General features: G+C 58.2%; 18 protein-coding genes. 7 read left to right on the top strand and 11 right to left on the bottom strand.

Annotated features, from left to right (window positions below):
- Window positions 1-270: 270 nt before the first annotated feature.
- The 3 genes from repC to RHM62_RS09405 are packed head-to-tail and all read right to left on the bottom strand — an operon-like array spanning window position 271 to window position 2,308.
- Window positions 271-1,209, bottom strand: coding sequence for a replication protein C, IncQ-type (gene repC / locus RHM62_RS09415; protein ID WP_322125221.1), 939 nt, complete (start codon window positions 1,207-1,209; stop codon window positions 271-273).
- Window positions 1,190-2,071: a helicase RepA family protein gene (locus tag RHM62_RS09410; RefSeq protein ID WP_322125220.1), complete on the bottom strand. Its 882-nt coding sequence runs from the start codon at window positions 2,069-2,071 to the stop codon at window positions 1,190-1,192. The genes repC and RHM62_RS09410 overlap by 20 nt, the downstream gene beginning before the upstream one ends.
- A gap of 3 nt (window positions 2,072-2,074) precedes the next feature.
- Window positions 2,075-2,308, bottom strand: a complete 234-nt coding sequence (locus RHM62_RS09405; protein WP_322125219.1) for a DNA-binding protein — start codon at window positions 2,306-2,308, stop codon at window positions 2,075-2,077.
- 90 nt (window positions 2,309-2,398) lie between these two features.
- Between RHM62_RS09405 and RHM62_RS09400 the strand changes: the two genes are divergently transcribed.
- Window positions 2,399-3,538, top strand: coding sequence for a transposase (locus tag RHM62_RS09400; RefSeq protein ID WP_322125218.1), 1,140 nt, complete (start codon window positions 2,399-2,401; stop codon window positions 3,536-3,538).
- Between the two features lie 104 nt (window positions 3,539-3,642).
- On the top strand, window positions 3,643-3,882 hold the full coding sequence (locus RHM62_RS09395) for a helix-turn-helix transcriptional regulator (RefSeq protein ID WP_416172304.1): 240 nt from the start codon (window positions 3,643-3,645) through the stop codon (window positions 3,880-3,882).
- Here RHM62_RS09395 and RHM62_RS09390 read toward each other — a convergent pair.
- The 3 genes from RHM62_RS09390 to guaB all read right to left on the bottom strand — a co-directional run bounded on the left by RHM62_RS09390 (window position 3,857) and on the right by guaB (window position 8,525).
- A complete protein-coding gene (locus RHM62_RS09390; RefSeq protein WP_322125216.1) occupies window positions 3,857-5,065 on the bottom strand; it encodes a tyrosine-type recombinase/integrase in 1,209 nt (402 codons plus the stop codon). The genes RHM62_RS09395 and RHM62_RS09390 overlap by 26 nt on opposite strands.
- Before the next feature lie 305 nt (window positions 5,066-5,370).
- Window positions 5,371-6,975, bottom strand: a complete 1,605-nt coding sequence (guaA, locus tag RHM62_RS09385; RefSeq protein WP_322125215.1) for a glutamine-hydrolyzing GMP synthase — start codon at window positions 6,973-6,975, stop codon at window positions 5,371-5,373.
- A gap of 89 nt (window positions 6,976-7,064) precedes the next feature.
- Entirely contained in the window at window positions 7,065-8,525 is a 1,461-nt protein-coding gene (guaB, locus tag RHM62_RS09380) for an IMP dehydrogenase (protein ID WP_322125214.1), read from the bottom strand.
- Between the two features lie 157 nt (window positions 8,526-8,682).
- On the opposite strand from guaB, the gene RHM62_RS09375 reads away from it, so the two are divergent.
- A complete protein-coding gene (locus RHM62_RS09375; protein WP_322125213.1) occupies window positions 8,683-9,165 on the top strand; it encodes a DUF4124 domain-containing protein in 483 nt (160 codons plus the stop codon).
- 30 nt (window positions 9,166-9,195) lie between these two features.
- Here RHM62_RS09375 and RHM62_RS09370 read toward each other — a convergent pair whose 3' ends face one another.
- Together RHM62_RS09370 and RHM62_RS09365 are read right to left on the bottom strand one after the other, a co-directional pair.
- Complete coding sequence (locus RHM62_RS09370; protein WP_322125212.1) at window positions 9,196-9,459, bottom strand: RnfH family protein; 264 nt, start codon at window positions 9,457-9,459, stop codon at window positions 9,196-9,198.
- Window positions 9,452-9,883, bottom strand: a complete 432-nt coding sequence (locus RHM62_RS09365) for a type II toxin-antitoxin system RatA family toxin (protein ID WP_009666256.1) — start codon at window positions 9,881-9,883, stop codon at window positions 9,452-9,454. The genes RHM62_RS09370 and RHM62_RS09365 overlap by 8 nt, the downstream gene beginning before the upstream one ends.
- Window positions 9,884-9,947: 64 nt before the next feature.
- Here RHM62_RS09365 and smpB point away from each other — a divergent pair, with 64 nt between their 5' ends.
- Window positions 9,948-10,397 (top strand): SsrA-binding protein SmpB, encoded by a 450-nt coding sequence (smpB, locus tag RHM62_RS09360; protein ID WP_009666255.1) that lies wholly within the window; start codon window positions 9,948-9,950, stop codon window positions 10,395-10,397.
- Window positions 10,398-10,458: 61 nt separating this feature from the next.
- Here the strand turns inward: smpB and RHM62_RS09355 are convergent, their stop codons facing one another.
- The 3 genes from RHM62_RS09355 to ppsA form a co-directional block, all read right to left on the bottom strand.
- A complete protein-coding gene (locus RHM62_RS09355) occupies window positions 10,459-11,385 on the bottom strand; it encodes a stomatin-like protein (RefSeq protein WP_322125211.1) in 927 nt (308 codons plus the stop codon).
- Window positions 11,386-11,388: 3 nt separating this feature from the next.
- A complete protein-coding gene (locus RHM62_RS09350) occupies window positions 11,389-11,862 on the bottom strand; it encodes an NfeD family protein (RefSeq protein WP_322125210.1) in 474 nt (157 codons plus the stop codon).
- Between the two features lie 116 nt (window positions 11,863-11,978).
- The gene (ppsA, locus tag RHM62_RS09345) at window positions 11,979-14,414 is read right to left on the bottom strand and encodes a phosphoenolpyruvate synthase (protein WP_322125209.1); all 2,436 of its coding nucleotides are present in this window, start codon (window positions 14,412-14,414) and stop codon (window positions 11,979-11,981) included.
- Between the two features lie 160 nt (window positions 14,415-14,574).
- Between ppsA and RHM62_RS09340 the strand changes: the two genes are divergently transcribed.
- The 3 genes from RHM62_RS09340 to RHM62_RS09330 are packed head-to-tail and all read left to right on the top strand — an operon-like array spanning window position 14,575 to window position 17,358.
- Window positions 14,575-15,429, top strand: coding sequence for a pyruvate, water dikinase regulatory protein (locus tag RHM62_RS09340; protein WP_322125208.1), 855 nt, complete (start codon window positions 14,575-14,577; stop codon window positions 15,427-15,429).
- Window positions 15,430-15,467: 38 nt separating this feature from the next.
- Window positions 15,468-17,210: a zinc ribbon domain-containing protein gene (locus RHM62_RS09335; RefSeq protein WP_322125207.1), complete on the top strand. Its 1,743-nt coding sequence runs from the start codon at window positions 15,468-15,470 to the stop codon at window positions 17,208-17,210.
- Window positions 17,203-17,358, top strand: a complete 156-nt coding sequence (locus RHM62_RS09330; protein WP_322125206.1) for a hypothetical protein — start codon at window positions 17,203-17,205, stop codon at window positions 17,356-17,358. The genes RHM62_RS09335 and RHM62_RS09330 overlap by 8 nt, the downstream gene beginning before the upstream one ends.
- The last annotated feature ends 73 nt before the right edge of the window (window positions 17,359-17,431 follow it).

The raw sequence follows: 17,431 nt of genomic DNA, 5'->3' as shown, positions 1-17,431 counted from the left end.
CTACGTGCGTGATGTGACCTTCGCCGAAGATGCGTCCCGTGTCCGCGACAAGCCTGGTATCTTCGTCCGCCTGCGGAATTGGACGTCAAATGTCATGCGTCGTACCGGCCGCCATCACATTCACGTCGTCAGACAAAAATTCGGCTGGGATGCCCAGGCTGCTTGGGCATGCCTCAGCAGTGCTTCAGGAGGAAGTGAACAGCCCTGGGGGCAAGGGTGCCAGTTCAGTTCGGCGTCCAGCCTGACAAATCGAATAGCTCTTGCTCGGGCTCATGGCTCACGGCTCATGAGTTCATCTAGTCCTGCCGGGGTCATCTGATTCTGGCCTTCAAGGAATGGGAGCGCCTTGGGACGGCTCACCAGCACAAGCCCGCTGCTGGTCTGATCGATGGCCCAGCCAATGCCGCCCTGTAGCCCGCGGGTGCGGTCTACTATCTCGTCCAGCGCCGCCCGCAACTGGTTGCGCTTCTTGCTGCGGTCGGATGCTGCAAAGCCTTCCCATGCCGTCCGACCCCATACATGAGGCGCGAGAGTATCTAGGCGCGCCCCATTCCCATTGCCCAGCGATTGGCCCAGCCGAATGTTCGAGCAAAGCCAGCAGTGCAGCAGCTTGGCCGCTTCACTTTCCAGCTCGTTGCGCTCGAATAGCGAGACTTTGACATGCTGCCCCCGGAACACCGCGCCAGTCAGACGGGGATTAGCCGCGACGTGGATTTCCTCGGTCTTGTGGTTGAAGCTGATGGAAATCAGGTTGCACACTCTGTCCCAGCCAGTTTCACGGTCGATCTCCCGAATCTGTGTGGCGCGCAACCGATTTAGGCTCGCCTTGGCCTTGTTAGTACTGGTGTTGGGATTGTGCCCAGAATCGATCAGCAAGCTTCGCAAGCTGGTGCGCTTGGTCGCCAGCGGTGCGCCGTCGTCCTCGCTGAAGTCCAGCGCAGGGCGTAGCTGCTTGCTGATTGGCCCGGCTGGTGTAGCGTCGATCACAAGCTGGTCAATGCCGAGCTGAGCGGTTAGGGCCAGCAGTATTGACTGGTCATCGACTCCAAGCTGCTCGAACCCCTGAAAGCCGATCTCCAACTTGCCGAACCGGCGTGGCTCCACGAGCAACCGCCCACGCTTCTTGCCGTTGGTCGGCACGAAAAGTCCGTCGAACACGTGGGCAGGGTCAATCCGGGCGTAGGCCGGCTTAATACGTTGCTGCGTCATAGCCTCGGCCTTTACCACCCTTCCTGTTTTCTTGCCTCGTCTCCACCAATTCCACCGGCACCAGCACGCCGCCGACATGCCGCATATACCAGCGATCAAGCGGCGTATCGTCGTAGTTCTGCTTGCTGACGCCGAAACGCATGAAGTAGCTGCGGCGCTCATTGCCGATGGGCTGCCGGTCGTGGGTACGGTCGCTGAGGCGTTTTGCTTCGTCCTCGGTCATGCGGGCGACGTAACCGCACCACCTGGCATTGTCGATCAGGGCGGACGCGCCACGTGCGGCCTGCTGCTGGTCGGACTGCCCTTCTCGGACGCTTCCCTTGCTGACATGGTGCAGATAGAGCACGGATGCGCCCGTAGTAGCAGCAACGTGCTCAAGCACGGCCACGAGATGGGCCATGTTGCCATTGCTGTTCTCATCAAGGGCGTGAATGCGGCTCAGGGTATCCAGCACGATCAGCCGCGCCCCGGCGCCGTACTCGATGACACGGCGCAAGTGAGCATCATCCATGATGTTCAGACGCTTACCCATGATCGGCTCTAGCGCGAGGTTCTCCGCGATAACTTGGCGGGCTGCGTACCCGAGGTGCTGGCCAATGGCGTGAATGCGGCGCACAAGCGCAGACGGCGGGTCTTCCCCGGCCAGATAGGCCACGCGCCCGGTGTGTGCGGGAGCAAGGCCCACAAGGTCACCACCAGCAACGCTGCATGCGATGCTCATCGCCGCTTCCAGCGCCCAGAAGCTCTTGCCTGTAGCCCCCGGGGCGACGAGTGCGCCGACAGTACCCGCGAGAAAACCTGGCCATATGAAATCTAGCGTAGGCGGCTCGTGTTCGAATGCTTCCAGTACATCAATCGCCACGGCTCAAGTCCCCGTGTCGTTCAGGGACTCGTCACTGAATAGTTCGACGATCTGCGAGGTACGAAAGTAAACCCGCTGCCCAATCTTCAAGCGGGTCTTGTTTATCCGTTGCGTCCACTCGTTCGTTGTGCGCAGGCTGATTCGTAACCCGTCGGGTGAGCGGTCAAGGACTGCCGCCAACTGCGCGATGCTCATCAGCGGGCCGAACCGTTGCAGCAAAGTGTCTTCTATCGTCATTGCGTAAAACTCCGTAATCAACCGAATGACTACGGAGGTTAGGTATCATTGGGATTTACTACAACCCATTAATTGTACATAATGGTTGACATGGAAAAATCGTACTCACCAACGTTTCGAGCCGAAGCAGTCAGCCTAGTCAATGATGAAGGTATGTCTGTGGATCGCGTGGCGAAGCAGCTCGCGATACCGAAAAGCACCCTCTTTAGCTGGGTACGTGCCGGCAAAAAAGAACTACCAATTGCCATCTGGGACGGTTGCGATTCCATCGTCTCGGAGGCCATCGGACGCTTTCAGGATCGCTGGCGGCCGTATTCCGCATCCTCGCGCCGTTACCCTATCGGAAAATTGATACAGGAGCTGATCGATCCCGCCGTGTCCGCGTACACGGCTAAACTGCCACCTCGCTACCTAGCCCATCTTCCGGGAGCTGGGACAGGGGTGGCCGTCAGCGGAATTGTTCGCTTGGTGGGACTTGATGCAATGGTTCGGCTGCAGCGTCAGTTGCTGCGGGCGTTTATCCTTACAGAGGACAAACAGACTGCAAGAGATAAGCGCTTTGTTGCCACACTCGAATCATTGATCGAATTGGTATTGGCCTGCTCTTGCAAGCGCCCAAAAACTTCCGTTCCCGCAAAGGGAGTCAGCCTGAATACACAACGGAAACACGGCTTTTGCGATCTCTGCGGAAATCTGACAGAACTCTCAGCCTTCATGGCGAAGGTTGCAGAGCAGCAGGTCAACGATACAGAACTTCAAGATCAAAAAAAGCTCGAACTCAGCCACCAGTATTGCACTGGGCATCGGCCAAAGCTAACAAATGGCGAATGGAACCCCGCATACAGGCAGGCGAAGCGATCAATAGAGCAATTCTATCTTGAACTGGGCAGGATAAATCGACAGTGCGCCAAGCGGTCTAGCCCAAATGCAACGACGTCGGAGGACTCGCTGGTTGATAGCTACTTTTTCCACTATTTCTCAGGCCAAACATTGCAACCAGCCGACAAAGCAGACTTGCGCAATTTAGCGCGGTTGATAGTGGACTCAAAGCTATCGGACACCAAGAAGAAAATATTGATACTCCGGTACTCTGGGTTCAATCAGCCGGAGATTGCGGAGCATCTTCTTGGTAAAGACAATCGGACATTGACGCGTCAAGCAGTATCTAAGGCACTCGCATCGATACCCGCAATGTTTCACCTGAAGCAAAAGAAACGCCCCGTTCGCTGACATCACGTGGCGTCAACCAAATTGACCAACAACTAGGCCGACATAATCTGCATTGCCAGGCACCATCAGGCACATGTTCGCAAGTGACTGAAAGAGGACAAGGCATGCACGTAATGACAAACAAGACGCTCATCAACCGAAAGAAACTACTGGCGATGATTCCATTGTCTGAGCGCACGATCTTCAACATGGAGCAACGGGGAGAATTCCCGCGCCGCATCGCGCTCACCAGCCGCAACGTGGCCTGGGACTTGACCGAGGTTGAGGAATGGATCGAGGCGAGGAAGTCATCGGGCAACCAGGCCACCCGACCCGGATTCACTCCGTCGATCGCGGTAGCTTGACCGTCCACTCATCAATCATGTCAGCCCAGTCTCGCAGCATCGCCGTGCGTTGCTCTCGATACTCGGCTTTGTTGTACACCGCCCTCACGCCTTTCTGCTCGTGGGCGAGACACTTTTCAATCCAGTCGGTGTTGTATCCAGCTTCATGCAGCAACGTGCTTGCCGTTCGGCGAAGGTCATGCGGTCCGAACTTCGCCAGCATCTTGCCCTCCTTCTGTGCCAATCTGTAGGTCAGCGTCAGCACCTGGTTAAGGGTGGCACTGCTCATTGGCAAGTCCGAGTCATAACGCGAGGGCAGCACGTATTCGGAACCACCTGCGAACGTCTTGAGCGCAATGAATATGTCCAACGCCTGCCGAGATAGATAAACGTGATGCGGGTTGCGCCGCTTCATCCGCTCCTTGGGAACAGTCCAAAGCGCCTCGCTAAAATTGACCTCGCTCCATGTCGCGTTCGTCAGCTCGCTCTTGCGCACCATCGTCAGCAGTAGCAGCTTGGCAGCAGCTCGAATGGAAGGCGTGGTGCCAATACGCTCCATGTATTGGTACATCACTCCGATCTCGTCGGGTGTCAGCGCCCGGTCGCGGGGTTCAAACTTGGCAATGGTGGTCGGCCTGACCATATCCGCCGGATTTTCAACTTTCTGGCCACGTTCAATCGCCCACCGGAACACCTGCATCACGACCTCACGCACGTGCACTGCTGTGGCCGGTGCGCCGCGTTCCACGATGGTATCGGTCAGGGTGCGCAAGTCCTCGTGCGTGATCTCGACCAGCTTCTGGTTGCCGAACTTGGGCTTCAACTCTCGTTCATAGACCGCGCGACGCATGTCGCGGGTCGAGTCGGCCATCTGGTAGCCGCGCAACCACTTTTCCGCCCAAGCACCGAATGTCTCAGCATCTTTTATGCGGGCTTTGTCTCGCGCCTTCTCTCTGGCCGGTGACTTCCCGTTAGAGATCATCTTCTTGGCCTCGCCCAACTGCTCGCGAGCTTCCGACAGGGTGATGCCTCCAGTGCCATAACGTCCGAAGGTGATGGTTTCCTGCCTGCCGTTGATCGAGTAGTTGTAGCGGAACGAGATCGCTCCGGCCGGTGTGACGGCCACATAGAGGCCATCGCGGTCGTTGACTTTGTAGAGCTTGTCCTGCGGCTTGATGTTGCGCAGCTTGGTATCGGTCAGCATGGCATTCGTCCTATCAAGGTTCAAAATACCATGATCAGAATTGGCTAGAAAATCGCCTTTTTCTATTTAAAAATCATGATGTTATGAATTTTTAATGCCATGCGCTGCATGAAGTTCGTGGCATGGTATTAGATGTCATTGTGATATCAAACGAGATAGTACCATCCGTCATACCATAAGAAAAGTGTGCTTGCCGGTGCTTACAGGTGCCAGCCAATGCAGGACCAAAAAGCAAAAAACCCGCATTTACGCGGGCTTACGGGTGTTTTGGTGCCATCAGCTGCCAACTGATGCCAGACGCAGGATCATTCCCACTCAATCGTCGCCGGCGGCTTGCCCGAAATATCGTAGACCACGCGGTTGATGCCGCGCACTTCGTTAATGATCCGGTTCGACACGCGACCCAATAGTTCGTGCGGCAGATGCGCCCAGTGCGCCGTCATGAAATCCTGCGTCTGCACGGCGCGCAGCGCCACCACGTATTCATAGGTGCGGCCATCGCCCATCACGCCGACCGACTTCACCGGCAGGAACACCGCAAACGCCTGGCTGGTGCCTTCGTACCAGTTCTTGACGATGCCTTGCTGGTCGATGCCGGTCGGCAGGTCGAGCGTGCAATTGCGCAGCTCGTCGATGAAGATCGCGTCGGCGCGGCGCAGCAGGTCAGCGTATTCCTTCTTGACTTCGCCGAGGATCCGCACGCCCAGGCCCGGGCCCGGAAACGGATGGCGGTACACCATCGTTGGCGGCAATCCGAGCGCGACGCCGAGGGCGCGCACTTCGTCCTTGAACAGTTCGCGCAATGGCTCGAGCAGTTTCAGGTTCAGGGTTTCAGGCAGGCCGCCGACGTTGTGGTGGCTCTTGATCGTGTGGCCCTTCTTGCCCTTGCCGGCGCTTTCAATCACGTCCGGGTAAATCGTGCCCTGCGCCAGCCACTTGGCATTTTTCAGCTTGGCCGATTCGACCTGGAACACTTCGACGAATTCGCGGCCGATGATCTTGCGCTTGGCTTCGGGATCGGTGACGCCGGCGAGGTGTCCCATGAACTGGTCGGTGGCATCGACACGGATGACCTTGACACCGAGGTTGTTGGCGAACATGTCCATGACCATGTCGCCTTCGTTCAAGCGCAGCAGGCCGTGGTCGACGAACACGCAGGTCAGCTGGTCACCGATGGCGCGATGGATCAGCGCCGCTGCCACACTGCTGTCGACACCGCCGGACAAGCCCAGAATGACTTCGTCGCTGCCGACTTGCTGGCGGATCGATGCGACCGCTTCGGCGATGTAATCGGGCATGTTCCAGTCCGATTTGCAGCCGCAGATTTCATGCACGAAGCGGCCGATGATGGCCTTGCCCTGAATCGTGTGGGTGACTTCGGGATGGAATTGCACTGCGTAAAAATGCCGTGTTTCATCGGCGATGGCAGCGATCGGGCAGCTCTCGTTCGAGGCCATCAGCTTGAAGCCGGCCGGCAGTTCGGTGACCTTGTCGCCATGGCTCATCCAGACCTTGAGCATGCCGTGGCCTTCGTCCGTGGTGAAGTCGCTGATGCCATCAAGCAGTCCGGTATGGCCGCGCGCCCGCACTTCGGCGTAACCGAACTCGCGCACGGTGCCATTCTCGACCTTGCCGCCGAGTTGCTCGGCCATTGCCTGCATGCCGTAGCAGATACCGAACACCGGCACGCCTAGTTCGAACACGGCTTGCGGCACGCGTGGCGTATCGCCGTCGATAACCGAGTTCGGGCCGCCCGACAGGATCACGCCGGCAGCGCCGTAGTTACGCACGAACTCGTCGCTGACATCGTACGGAAAGACTTCAGAAAACACGCCCGCGTCGCGCACGCGGCGCGCAATCAGCTGGGTTACCTGGGAACCGAAATCGAGGATCAGAATTTTGGAATGCATGGCTAGCTCGGCAAAAAATACGGGTCAATAAAACGTCAGTAGGGCTGCGCGGAAATCCGCCAGCCCTACCGGACAACAACAAGGAGCAATTACTCGGCCCGATAGTTCGGGGCTTCCTTGGTGATCTGCACATCGTGGACGTGCGATTCACGCATGCCGGCTGAAGTGATCTCGACGAACTCGGCTTTTTCGCGCAGCTCTTCGATGGTTGCGCAACCGCAATAACCCATTGATGAACGCACGCCGCCAACCAGCTGGTACAGGATGGCCAGCACGCTGCCCTTGTAGGCGACACGGCCTTCGATACCTTCGGGCACGAACTTGTCGTTGCCGCTACCGGCGTCCTGGAAATACCGGTCTGCCGACCCATCGGCCATCGCGGCCATGCTGCCCATGCCGCGATAGGACTTGTAGCTGCGGCCCTGGAACAGAATCACTTCGCCCGGTGCTTCTTCGGTACCGGCGAACATGCTGCCCATCATCACGCTGGACGCGCCTGCCGCCAATGCCTTCGAGATATCGCCCGAGAAGCGGATACCGCCATCGGCGATGCACGGAATACCGGTGCCCTTGAGCGCTTGCGCAACATTCGAGATCGCTGAAATCTGCGGTACGCCAACACCGGCGACGATGCGGGTGGTGCAGATCGAGCCCGGGCCGATACCGACCTTGACGCCATCAGCACCGTAGTCGGCAAGCGCTTTTGCCGCCGCTGCCGTGGCGATATTTCCGCCAATGACATCGATATGCGGGAAGTTGGTCTTGACCCATTTGACGCGGTCCAGCACACCTTGTGAGTGACCGTGGGCGGTATCGACGACGACCACATCGACGCCGGCCGCAGCCAGCAATTCGATGCGCTCGTCATTGTCGGCACCGACGCCAACGGCCGCACCAACGCGCAACTTGCCGTGCTCGTCCTTGCAGGCGAACGGGTGTTCGGTGGATTTCTGGATGTCCTTGACAGTGATCAGGCCGCGCAATTCGAAGTCATCGTTGACCACCAGTACGCGCTCAAGACGGTGCTTGTTCATCAGGCGTTTTGCTTCGGACAATTCAGCACCGTCCTTGACGAAGACCAGCTTTTCGCGCACGGTCATTTTGGCGCGGACTTCGGCGTCGAGTTCTTCTTCGAAGCGCAGGTCGCGGTTGGTGATGATGCCGATGACCATCTTGCCTTCGACAACAGGAAAGCCGCTGATGCCGTGCTGGGCCGACAGTGAAATGACATCACGGATCTTCATGTTCGGCGGGATCGTGATCGGGTCACGCACGACGCCGGATTCAAAACGCTTGACCCGGGATACTTCACGGGCTTGCTCGCGGGGGGTCAGGTTCTTGTGGATGATGCCGATACCGCCTTCTTGCGCCATTGCAATCGCCAGGCGGGATTCGGTTACCGTATCCATCGCTGCGGAGAGCAATGGAATATTGAGCGTGATGTTGCGTGACAAGCGCGTTTGCAAAATGGTGTCTTTGGGGAGGATGTTCGAATAAGCCGGGACGAGCAGCACATCATCGAATGTGAGTGCCTTTTGAAGAAGACGCATAGTATTTCCTATTGGCGCAAAATCGAATTATACAGAAAAGCCCTCCGCCATCGGAGTTTCAGTGCCCTTCATCAACTAGCAAGGCCCGCGCATTGACAGGCTTGCCAAAGCATGGCGAAATCGTGACCATCAGTTAATCCAGATCAACAAGGAAACCATGAACCTGATCTCGCTGAAATTCGCTTCCGTGATTGCCGCCCTGCTGTTCTCGGGTGCCGCATCAGCACAATATGTGTGGCGCGATGCCAAAGGCGGAAAGCAGTTTTCCGACCAGCCGCCGCCGGCATCGATACCACGCAGAGATATCCTGAAAGAGCCGTCATCCGAACCGCGAGCCGATACCGAAAGTGCGCCCGCAGCGACCACTGCCACCGCACCCTTGAGCACTGCCGAGCGCAATGCCGACTTCCGGCAGCGCCGGATGGAACAGGCCGACAAGGACAAGAAGGCCGCTGATGAAAAGGCCGTCGCTGCCGACAAGACGGCCAATTGCGCGCGCGCCCGGGCGTATCAGCGCAGCCTCGAAGAGGGAATGCGGATCGCCAGTACCGACAAGAATGGCGAGCGATATACGTTGAATGACAACCAGCGCGACGTCGAAATCCGCAACACCCGAAAAGTAGTCAACGATTGCCGCTGACGCAAACCGCGATATCGACGGCGCTCAGCTTTACTTGGCGCGTTTGCGCCGTGCGTCTTTGGGATCGGCCTGCAGCGGCCGGTAGATTTCGACACGATCCTGCGCGCGCAACACGGTCTCCGGCGTTTTCAGCTTGCTGAAGATGCCAAGCCGGTGCTGGTCGACATCCATGTCAGGCATCGCCAGGCGTACCGCATCGGCGATAGTGCTGCCGACCGGCAGCGCCAGGGATACCAACCGCTGTTCCGCGGGTGTCGCGTAGCACACCTGCACCGGCATCAGCGCCTCATCCATAGACCACCTCGGCTCGCTTGCAGAACGAGTCCACAAAACTGTTGGCGATGATATGGAAGACCGGGCCGATGACACCTTCGATCAGGCGGTTCGAAAATTCATAGTGCAGCTCGAAGTCGATCTTGCAGGCATCGCTGCGCAACGGCTTGAAATTCCAGGCACCGTTGAGCAATTTGAATGGTCCGTCGACCAGCCGCATCGTCATCAGCCTTGGCGGCTGATTGGTATTTTCGGTGGTGAAGGTTTGCCGGATGCCGTGATAATTGATGCTCAATGTCGCGGTCAGCTTGTTGTCTTCGCGCGAGCGCACTTCGACGCCGCCACACCATGGCAGAAATATGGGATAGTCTTCGACCTTGTCTACCAGTGCGAACATTTGCTCTGCGCTGTAGCCCAGAAGAACGGATTTGTGAACGACTGCCATTGTTTGAACCGCTTGATCAACTCAGAAGTCCGAAATTCTAACCGACCGCATCGATCTTTACCTCATGACCATAGTTGATAACAGAAAAGCATTCCACGATTACTTTGTCGAAGAGCGCTTCGAAGCCGGCCTTTCGCTGCAAGGCTGGGAAGCCAAATCGATCCGTGCCGGCCGCGTCCAGCTCAAGGAAGCGTACGTGATCGTGCGCAACAACGAGGTGTTCCTGTTCGGCGCACACATCAGCGCCCTGACGTCGACCTCGACCCACGTCCACCCTGAAGCCACGCGCACCCGCAAGTTGCTGCTGCACGCAGCCGAAATCAAGAAGATGATCATCAAGGTCGAGCGCTCCGGCTACACGCTGGTGCCGATCAACCTGCATTACGTCGGTGGTCGCATCAAACTCGAAGTCGGCCTGGCCAAAGGTAAGAAGCAGCACGACAAACGCGCCACCGAGCGCGACCGTGACGGTCAGCGCGAGGTCGCGCAGGCGATGAAGACGCATCGCCGCTAGTCTGCTGCTGCGAGGTGTCTTCGTGCGGGCACGGTTTTTTCGTGCACGCGAGCGGACTACATCACCCCTTCTGCTGCGACTTCACCACCTGCATCGCACCTGCAATCAGGCCGCTGATGTCGCTGAGATTGGCCGGCACGATGATCGAATTGTTCGTCTTGGCCAGTTGCGAGAACGCGGCGACATACTGCTCTGCCACCTTCAGGTTAACCGCGTCCGAACCACCCGGCTCCAGAATCGCCGATGAGGTTTTGCGTAACGCATCGGCATTGGCTTCAGCCAACGCCACGATCGCAGCAGCCTGCCCCTGGGCGCGGTTGATCGAGGCCTGCTGGTCACCTTCCGACCTGGCAATTTGCGCTTCGCGTTCGCCATTGGCAATATTGATCTGCTCTTGCCGACGACCTTCCGAGGCGGCGATCAAGGCACGCTTTTCGCGCTCGGCCGTAATTTGCGCCTGCATCGCGAGCAGGATTTCTTTCGGTGGTGTCAGATCCTTGATCTCGTAGCGCATCACTTTCACGCCCCAGTTCGCAGCCGATTCATCGATCGCATTGACGATGGCGATATTGATCTGTTCGCGCTCTTCGAAAGTCTTGTCGAGTTCCATCTTGCCAATCACCGAACGCAGCGTAGTTTGCGCCAACTGGGTAATCGCAAGGAGGTAATTCGAGGAACCGTACGAGGCCAGCTTCGGATCGGTTACCTGGAAATACAGCACACCGTCGACCTGCAGCTGCGTGTTGTCCTTGGTGATACAGACTTGCGGCGGCACATCCAGCGGAATCTCTTTCAGGATGTGCTTGTAGGCGACCCGGTCGATGAACGGGATCACGATGTGCAAGCCCGGTGCCAGCGTCGTGTGGTACTTGCCGAGGCGCTCCACGACCAGTGCAGTCTGCTGCGGAACGATATTGATGGTCTTCATCACGAAGACCACGGCCAGAATGAAAAGGATCAGCGAGACGCTACCAAAACTGAAGTCCATGGATTACCTCTTTGCTTGTGGTTGTGGATGGGGGGTTGCAGACGGCGCTGCCACGAGCAGGCAACTACCGCGGATTTCCTTGATCTCGTGCACGCCCGCCGAAGGCAGGCCGGTACCGATGTGTTCGACGTCCCACAGTGCGCCGCGATAGCGCGCCCGCGCACTCGAGCGGCCGCCGACCGGATGCTTCCACTCGTCGACCGTGATCATTTGTCCGACGTCGAGATTGATGTTGGGATCGCGCGCCGCGACCAGGCGACTGCCCTTGCCCAGCTTGCTGCGATTAAGCGCAATCGTCGCGCCGACTCCGACCACGCCAGCCACCAGCAGTTGCAGCGGCGTATCCAAGCCGGCATAGGCCGCGATTGCGCCGGCACCCGCACCGGTAGCGATCATCAGCAGATAGAACGTACCGGAGAATATTTCCAGCGTGACCAGCACGCCAACCACCGTCATCCACATCATCCATTGCGCCATGATTATTCCTTCCCCATAAAAAAACCCCGGTAGCCGCGAGAGCTCCGGGGTTGCAGATCATATTGAGGCATTTTCCGGTTCCGGTAGATGCTTTAATTTGACGATGACTTCCGCTTTCAGGCTGGCTTGTTCAGCGCCGCCAGTTTTTGCCAGGTATCGATGACCGAATCCGGGTTAAGAGAAATCGATTCGATCCCTTCGAGCATCAGCCATTCGGCGAAGTCAGGATGGTCCGATGGACCCTGGCCGCAGATGCCGATGTACTTGCCCGCTGCGCGGCAGGCGGCAATCGCTTTCGACAGCAAGGCCCGCACTGCAGGGTCACGTTCGTCAAAATCGGCGGCCAGCAATTCCATGCCGGAGTCGCGGTCCAGGCCCAGCGTCAGCTGGGTCAGGTCGTTCGAGCCGATCGAGAAGCCGTCGAAAAATTCGAGGAACTGTTCGGCCAGGATTGCGTTCGATGGCACTTCGCACATCATGATCAGACGCAAGCCGTTCTCACCGCGCTTGAGGCCGTTCTTGCCGAGCAGGTTGACGACTTTTTCGGCTTGTCCGAGGGTCCGCACGAACGGCACCATGATCTCGACGTTGGTCAGGCCCATGTCATTGCGCACGCGCTTCATGGCCAGACATTCCATCTCGAACGACTCGGCAAAGTCGGCCGACAAATAACGCGCCGCGCCACGGAAACCCAGCATCGGGTTTTCTTCGTCCGGCTCGTAGCGCGATCCGCCGATCAGTTTCTTGTACTCGTTCGACTTGAAGTCGGACAGGCGCACGATGACTGGCTTAGGCCAGAAAGCGGCAGCGATGGTTGCCATGCCTTCGGCCAGCTTATCGACATAGAACGCCTTCGGCGAAGCATGGCCGCGCGCGACCGACTCGACCGCTTTTTTCAGATCGGCATCGATGTTCGGATACTCGAGAATGGCTTTCGGATGCACGCCGATGTTGTTGTTGATGATGAACTCAAGACGCGCCAGCCCGACACCGTTGTTCGGGATCGACTGGAAGTCAAAGGCCAGCTGCGGATTGCCGACGTTCATCATGATTTTCAGTGGCAACTTCGGCAGTTCGCCGCGCAGCACTTCGGTGATTTCGGTTTCAAGCAGGCCGTCATAGATCTTGCCCTCGTCGCCTTCGGCGCAAGACACGGTGACAAACGTACCGTCTTTCAGGATCTCGGTCGCATCGCCGCAACCGACCACGGCAGGCACGCCCAGTTCACGCGCGATGATCGCGGCGTGACAGGTACGGCCACCGCGATTGGTGACGATGGCGGCAGCGCGCTTCATGACCGGTTCCCAGTTCGGGTCGGTCATGTCGGCGACCAGCACGTCGCCCGGCTGGACGCGTTCCATGTCGGCGGCATCGTGGATCACGCGAACCGGACCGGCGCCGATTTTCTGGCCGATTGCACGACCATGGACCAGCACGGTGCTGCTGCCCTTGAGCTTGAAGCGCTGTTGCGCGTCGGTCGCTTTCTGTTGCGATTTGACGGTCTCGGGACGTGCCTGCAGGATGTACAGCTTGCCGTCGCGACCGTCCTTGCCCCACTCGATATCCATCGGGCGGCCATAATGTTTTTCGATGATGACGGCGTACTTCGACAGTTCGACGATCTCGTTGTCGTTGAGCGAATAGCGGTTGCGCATTTCGATCGGGACATCGACGGTCTTGACCGAACGGCCGGCTTTTGCCTCGCCGGTGAATTCCATCTTGATCAGTTTCGAGCCGATATTGCGGCGGATGATAGGCAATTTGCCCAGTTCCAGCATTGGTTTGTGGACATAGAACTCGTCCGGATTGACCGCGCCCTGCACCACGGTTTCACCGAGGCCGTAGCTTGAAGTGATGAACACCACATCGCGGAAACCGGATTCGGTATCGAGCGTAAACATCACGCCGGCAGCACCCAGGTCAGAGCGCACCATGCGCTGCACGCCAGCCGACAAGGCGACTTCGGCGTGGGTGAAACCCTTGTGAACGCGATACGAAATCGCGCGGTCGTTGTACAGCGAAGCGAATACGTGCTTCATTGCTTCGAGCACGTTGTCGATGCCGACGACATTGAGGAAGGTTTCCTGCTGGCCGGCAAACGACGCATCCGGCAAGTCTTCGGCGGTGGCTGACGAGCGCACGGCGAACGACATTTCGCTGGTGGAATCGGCGACGAGCTGGTTGTAGAAAGTTTCGATTTCGGCTTGCAGACGCGGCTGGAATGGCGTCTCGACGATCCATTCGCGGATCTGGTTACCGGCTTGCGCCAGGGCGCGGACATCGTCGATATCGAGATCGACCAGGCGGTCAGCAATACGCTGGGCCAATGGTGCACCGCCGTTATCGCTGAAGGACAGGAAATCGCGGAAGGCCTGCGCCGTGGTGGCAAAGCCGCCCGGAACACGGACGCCGGCGCCGGCCAGCTGGCTGATCATTTCGCCGAGCGACGAATTCTTGCCGCCGACGGAATCCACATCCGTCATTCGCAAATTTTCGAAAGCAATGACATAGCTGGCGTCTGCGGATGCTCCTGTTTGTGCTGCGTTAGTCATGAGTACCTCTGCTTGATGATAAGAAATCTGCACGTGCGTCACGTTGGCCTTTACACTTTGTTTTTTTCGTCCGGCCAACCGGTGACAAGTTTGGCGGCCATTTTAACCGCTGCCATCGGATTTGACGTCAGCAACCTGTTTTTCTCGCTCTCTATGGACCATGAATTCACCCGAACTTACCCCGCATCAGCTTAGCGCCATTGACCGCACTGTTTTTTTTGTCTCCGATGGCACCGGCATCACGGCAGAGACTTTTGGCCATGCGGTACTGACCCAGTTCGACTTGCGCTTTCGCCAGATACGGATGCCTTTCATCGATACCGTCGACAAGGCGCACGATGCGGCACAACGGATCAACGAAGCGTTCAAGGCCGAGGGCAAGCGACCGATTATTTTTTCGACCTTGATCCAATCCGAGCTATCAAAAATCATCGGTCAATCCAACGGCATGGTGATGGACCTGATCCAGACCTTCGTCAAGCCGCTCGAACTCGAGCTCGGTGCAAAATCGACCCACACGGTCGGTCGCAGCCATAACATCGCCGACTCTGACGATTACAAGAACCGTATCGAGGCAATCAATTTTTCACTGGCGCATGACGATGGCCAGTCGCACAAAAACCTGGCGATGGCCGACGTGATCCTGGTCGGTGTCTCGCGATCCGGCAAGACGCCGACGACGCTGTATCTGGCCATGCAATACGGCATCAAGGCCGCCAACTATCCGCTGATCCCCGAAGACTTCGAGCGCGGCAAATTGCCTAGCGGCTTGCTGCCCTACAAGGCAAAGATTTTCGGCCTGTCGATCGCACCGGATCGCCTGTCGGAAGTGCGCAATGAACGCCGTCCCGGCAGCAAATATGCCGCGATCGAGAACTGCCGCTACGAGATCAACGAAGCCGAGGCGATGATGCGGCGCGAGGGCATACGCTGGATGTCGTCGACCGCCAAGTCGATCGAAGAAATCGCGACGATGATCTTGCAAGAAATCAAATCGGACAAGCGCGCCTACTGATCTACTATTTGTAATGATCAATTTTCGGGGAAGCGACGATGGCCTATGACTACAGTTCCGAGAGCCAGCGCCTCGAATTGCCCAATCCGTACCGGATAGAAAACCTGTTCCAGTTCGCGGTCAGCGCGTTCTATCTGATCTGCGGCCTGTTGTCCCTATTGGCTGCACGCAGCAATCTGACCGGTCTCAACATCAAATTCGCCGTGCCGGTGATCGCCGGCATCCTGCTCATCGCTTACGGCATCCGCTGCGGCGCGACCGGCATGACGCGGCTGCGGTTTTTCTTCGGCCGCGCGCTGCCGGTGGGCCTGGCACCGGAACTGCAACACGGCATGACCGGAAAATCACAGCACATTGATGCCGTCCAGGATGACTTGCGCCGCGGCGCCCTCAGTTTTCCGGAGCCTGCCGGCGCGCTCAATGGCTTGCTCTACGACCGCTTCCCACGGCTGATCCTGGCGCCGCTGCCGGTGCAGCAACTAGCACAGTCGCAATTCAGGAATGGCCTCGTCATCGCACTGACGCTGGTGTCGCTGCTGGTCGCGTGGATGGGTTTTTCGCAGCCGCAAACGGCGCAGTGGGTCGGCCTCTTTTACTTTACGTTTGCGGCCTGGCTCGTGCTGCGACCGATGACCGTCGAGCAGCAAGCCAGCGTCAATGAAACCGGCATCATCGCGCTGGTCGTCGCCGCCGTCATCGGACCTGTGATCATCGCGCTCTTTGCCCGCTCCCTGCCTGAACTGCACTGGCTGACGCTGCACTGGCAGGCCTTGTTCCTGCTGCTGGCCGCGCTGGGTTCGGTGGCACTGTTCTTCGTTGCACTGATCCGCCAATTGTCCGCGCCGCCTGCCACCAACATGAGCTGCGAAGTCCTGAGTCTGAACATCAACACCCATCCGGGCCAGATCATCAACGAATTCGATCGGGTGATGCAGCAGAAATGGGTCGAAAAAATCCCTAACCGGCGCTACGCCCGCATCGATCCGGTAGTCGATTCGTCGACTGCCACCGGCAGCTTCAGCGGCGAAATCGTCGAGGAAACCCAGCCGGTGCCAGCCGAAGTACTTTCTGCGCTGTCGCTCCCCGCCGCCCTTGCCGGCGCGCGCAGCCGCTGGCTGGTGATCCTGAACCTGTATGGCTTGGCGATGCTGTGCGCCGGCGCGGTCGCGCTGCTGCTATTCGTGATGCGCTTCGAAGCCGGCACGTTCGAACTATCGATAGTCGCTTACCTGACCTTTGCCTTCGTCGCGTTTTCGGTAGGCCGCTTTTGTTTTCGCTCATCCGAAAAACTCTGGGGCCGCTTCGACTTCGTGTCGGAAGTCATCTGGCTTGAACTGGCCGGCCAGTACACGACGGCACGCAACCGGCTCGGCAATGATTTTTCAAGCACAGTGCGTACCGAGAGCAACGGCATCCATGTCGACGCGATGACGATGCGGGTCTGGACGGCGCGGATCGAATCAGTGGTCTTCGGCAAGGACCAGAAACGCTGGATCACGGCCATGAACGGCCAGAGCGACATCACCAGCGGCCTTGCCGCACACCTGTCGGAATTCGCTCGCGCCCGCTCGATGTTTGTCGCCCCAACCAACGCCGACGACCTCGGCAAGATCGCTGCGACGCAGAGCGGACAAGCAGCGCAGGCCACGGTCGCGCAGGTCTTGCAGGACCTGGTGCCACCGGTGGCGGTGGCGTCGGCAGAAAATTTTTGCGGGGAATGCGGTGCGGCGCGGTTATCCGAGGCGCGCTTCTGTTCGGGATGCGGAGGGAAGTTTGCCTGACGAAAATAGCGAGATCGATCTGTGGCTGGAGAATGAAGCCGGCCCGGCCTACGACGCCATCAAGGCAGATCCGACACGTGGCATCACGATTGTCGAGGTCCGCACAAGCCTGGCTGCAGAATTAAAAAAAGCCAACGCCGAACGTTGATGGTCCGTGTTGTCGTTTTCACGCCAGTGCGTAGGGTGCAATAACCGAAGGGCATTGCACCGTGCAGCGACAT

This window comes from Actimicrobium sp. CCC2.4 (assembly GCF_034347385.1).
Lineage (GTDB): Bacteria > Pseudomonadota > Gammaproteobacteria > Burkholderiales > Burkholderiaceae_D > Actimicrobium.
The sequence above is the reverse complement of the archived record's forward strand: the minus strand, read 5'-3'. Positions and strand labels throughout refer to the sequence as shown.

Excerpts from the sequence above, each read along its gene's own strand:
- ppsA (WP_322125209.1), bottom strand. The coding sequence starts at position 14,414 with ATGACTAACGCAGCACAAACAGGAGCATCCGCAGACGCCAGCTATGTC.
- smpB (WP_009666255.1), top strand. The coding sequence starts at position 9,948 with ATGACCATAGTTGATAACAGAAAAGCATTCCACGATTACTTTGTCGAA.
- RHM62_RS09335 (WP_322125207.1), top strand. The coding sequence starts at position 15,468 with ATGGCCTATGACTACAGTTCCGAGAGCCAGCGCCTCGAATTGCCCAAT.
- repC (WP_322125221.1), bottom strand. The coding sequence starts at position 1,209 with ATGACGCAGCAACGTATTAAGCCGGCCTACGCCCGGATTGACCCTGCC.
- RHM62_RS09400 (WP_322125218.1), top strand. The coding sequence starts at position 2,399 with ATGGAAAAATCGTACTCACCAACGTTTCGAGCCGAAGCAGTCAGCCTA.
- RHM62_RS09340 (WP_322125208.1), top strand. The coding sequence starts at position 14,575 with ATGAATTCACCCGAACTTACCCCGCATCAGCTTAGCGCCATTGACCGC.
- RHM62_RS09405 (WP_322125219.1), bottom strand. The coding sequence starts at position 2,308 with ATGACGATAGAAGACACTTTGCTGCAACGGTTCGGCCCGCTGATGAGC.
- guaB (WP_322125214.1), bottom strand. The coding sequence starts at position 8,525 with ATGCGTCTTCTTCAAAAGGCACTCACATTCGATGATGTGCTGCTCGTC.
- RHM62_RS09355 (WP_322125211.1), bottom strand. The coding sequence starts at position 11,385 with ATGGACTTCAGTTTTGGTAGCGTCTCGCTGATCCTTTTCATTCTGGCC.
- RHM62_RS09365 (WP_009666256.1), bottom strand. The coding sequence starts at position 9,883 with ATGGCAGTCGTTCACAAATCCGTTCTTCTGGGCTACAGCGCAGAGCAA.
- guaA (WP_322125215.1), bottom strand. The coding sequence starts at position 6,975 with ATGCATTCCAAAATTCTGATCCTCGATTTCGGTTCCCAGGTAACCCAG.
- RHM62_RS09370 (WP_322125212.1), bottom strand. The coding sequence starts at position 9,459 with ATGGATGAGGCGCTGATGCCGGTGCAGGTGTGCTACGCGACACCCGCG.
- RHM62_RS09375 (WP_322125213.1), top strand. The coding sequence starts at position 8,683 with ATGAACCTGATCTCGCTGAAATTCGCTTCCGTGATTGCCGCCCTGCTG.
- RHM62_RS09350 (WP_322125210.1), bottom strand. The coding sequence starts at position 11,862 with ATGGCGCAATGGATGATGTGGATGACGGTGGTTGGCGTGCTGGTCACG.
- RHM62_RS09395 (WP_416172304.1), top strand. The coding sequence starts at position 3,643 with ATGCACGTAATGACAAACAAGACGCTCATCAACCGAAAGAAACTACTG.
- RHM62_RS09390 (WP_322125216.1), bottom strand. The coding sequence starts at position 5,065 with ATGCTGACCGATACCAAGCTGCGCAACATCAAGCCGCAGGACAAGCTC.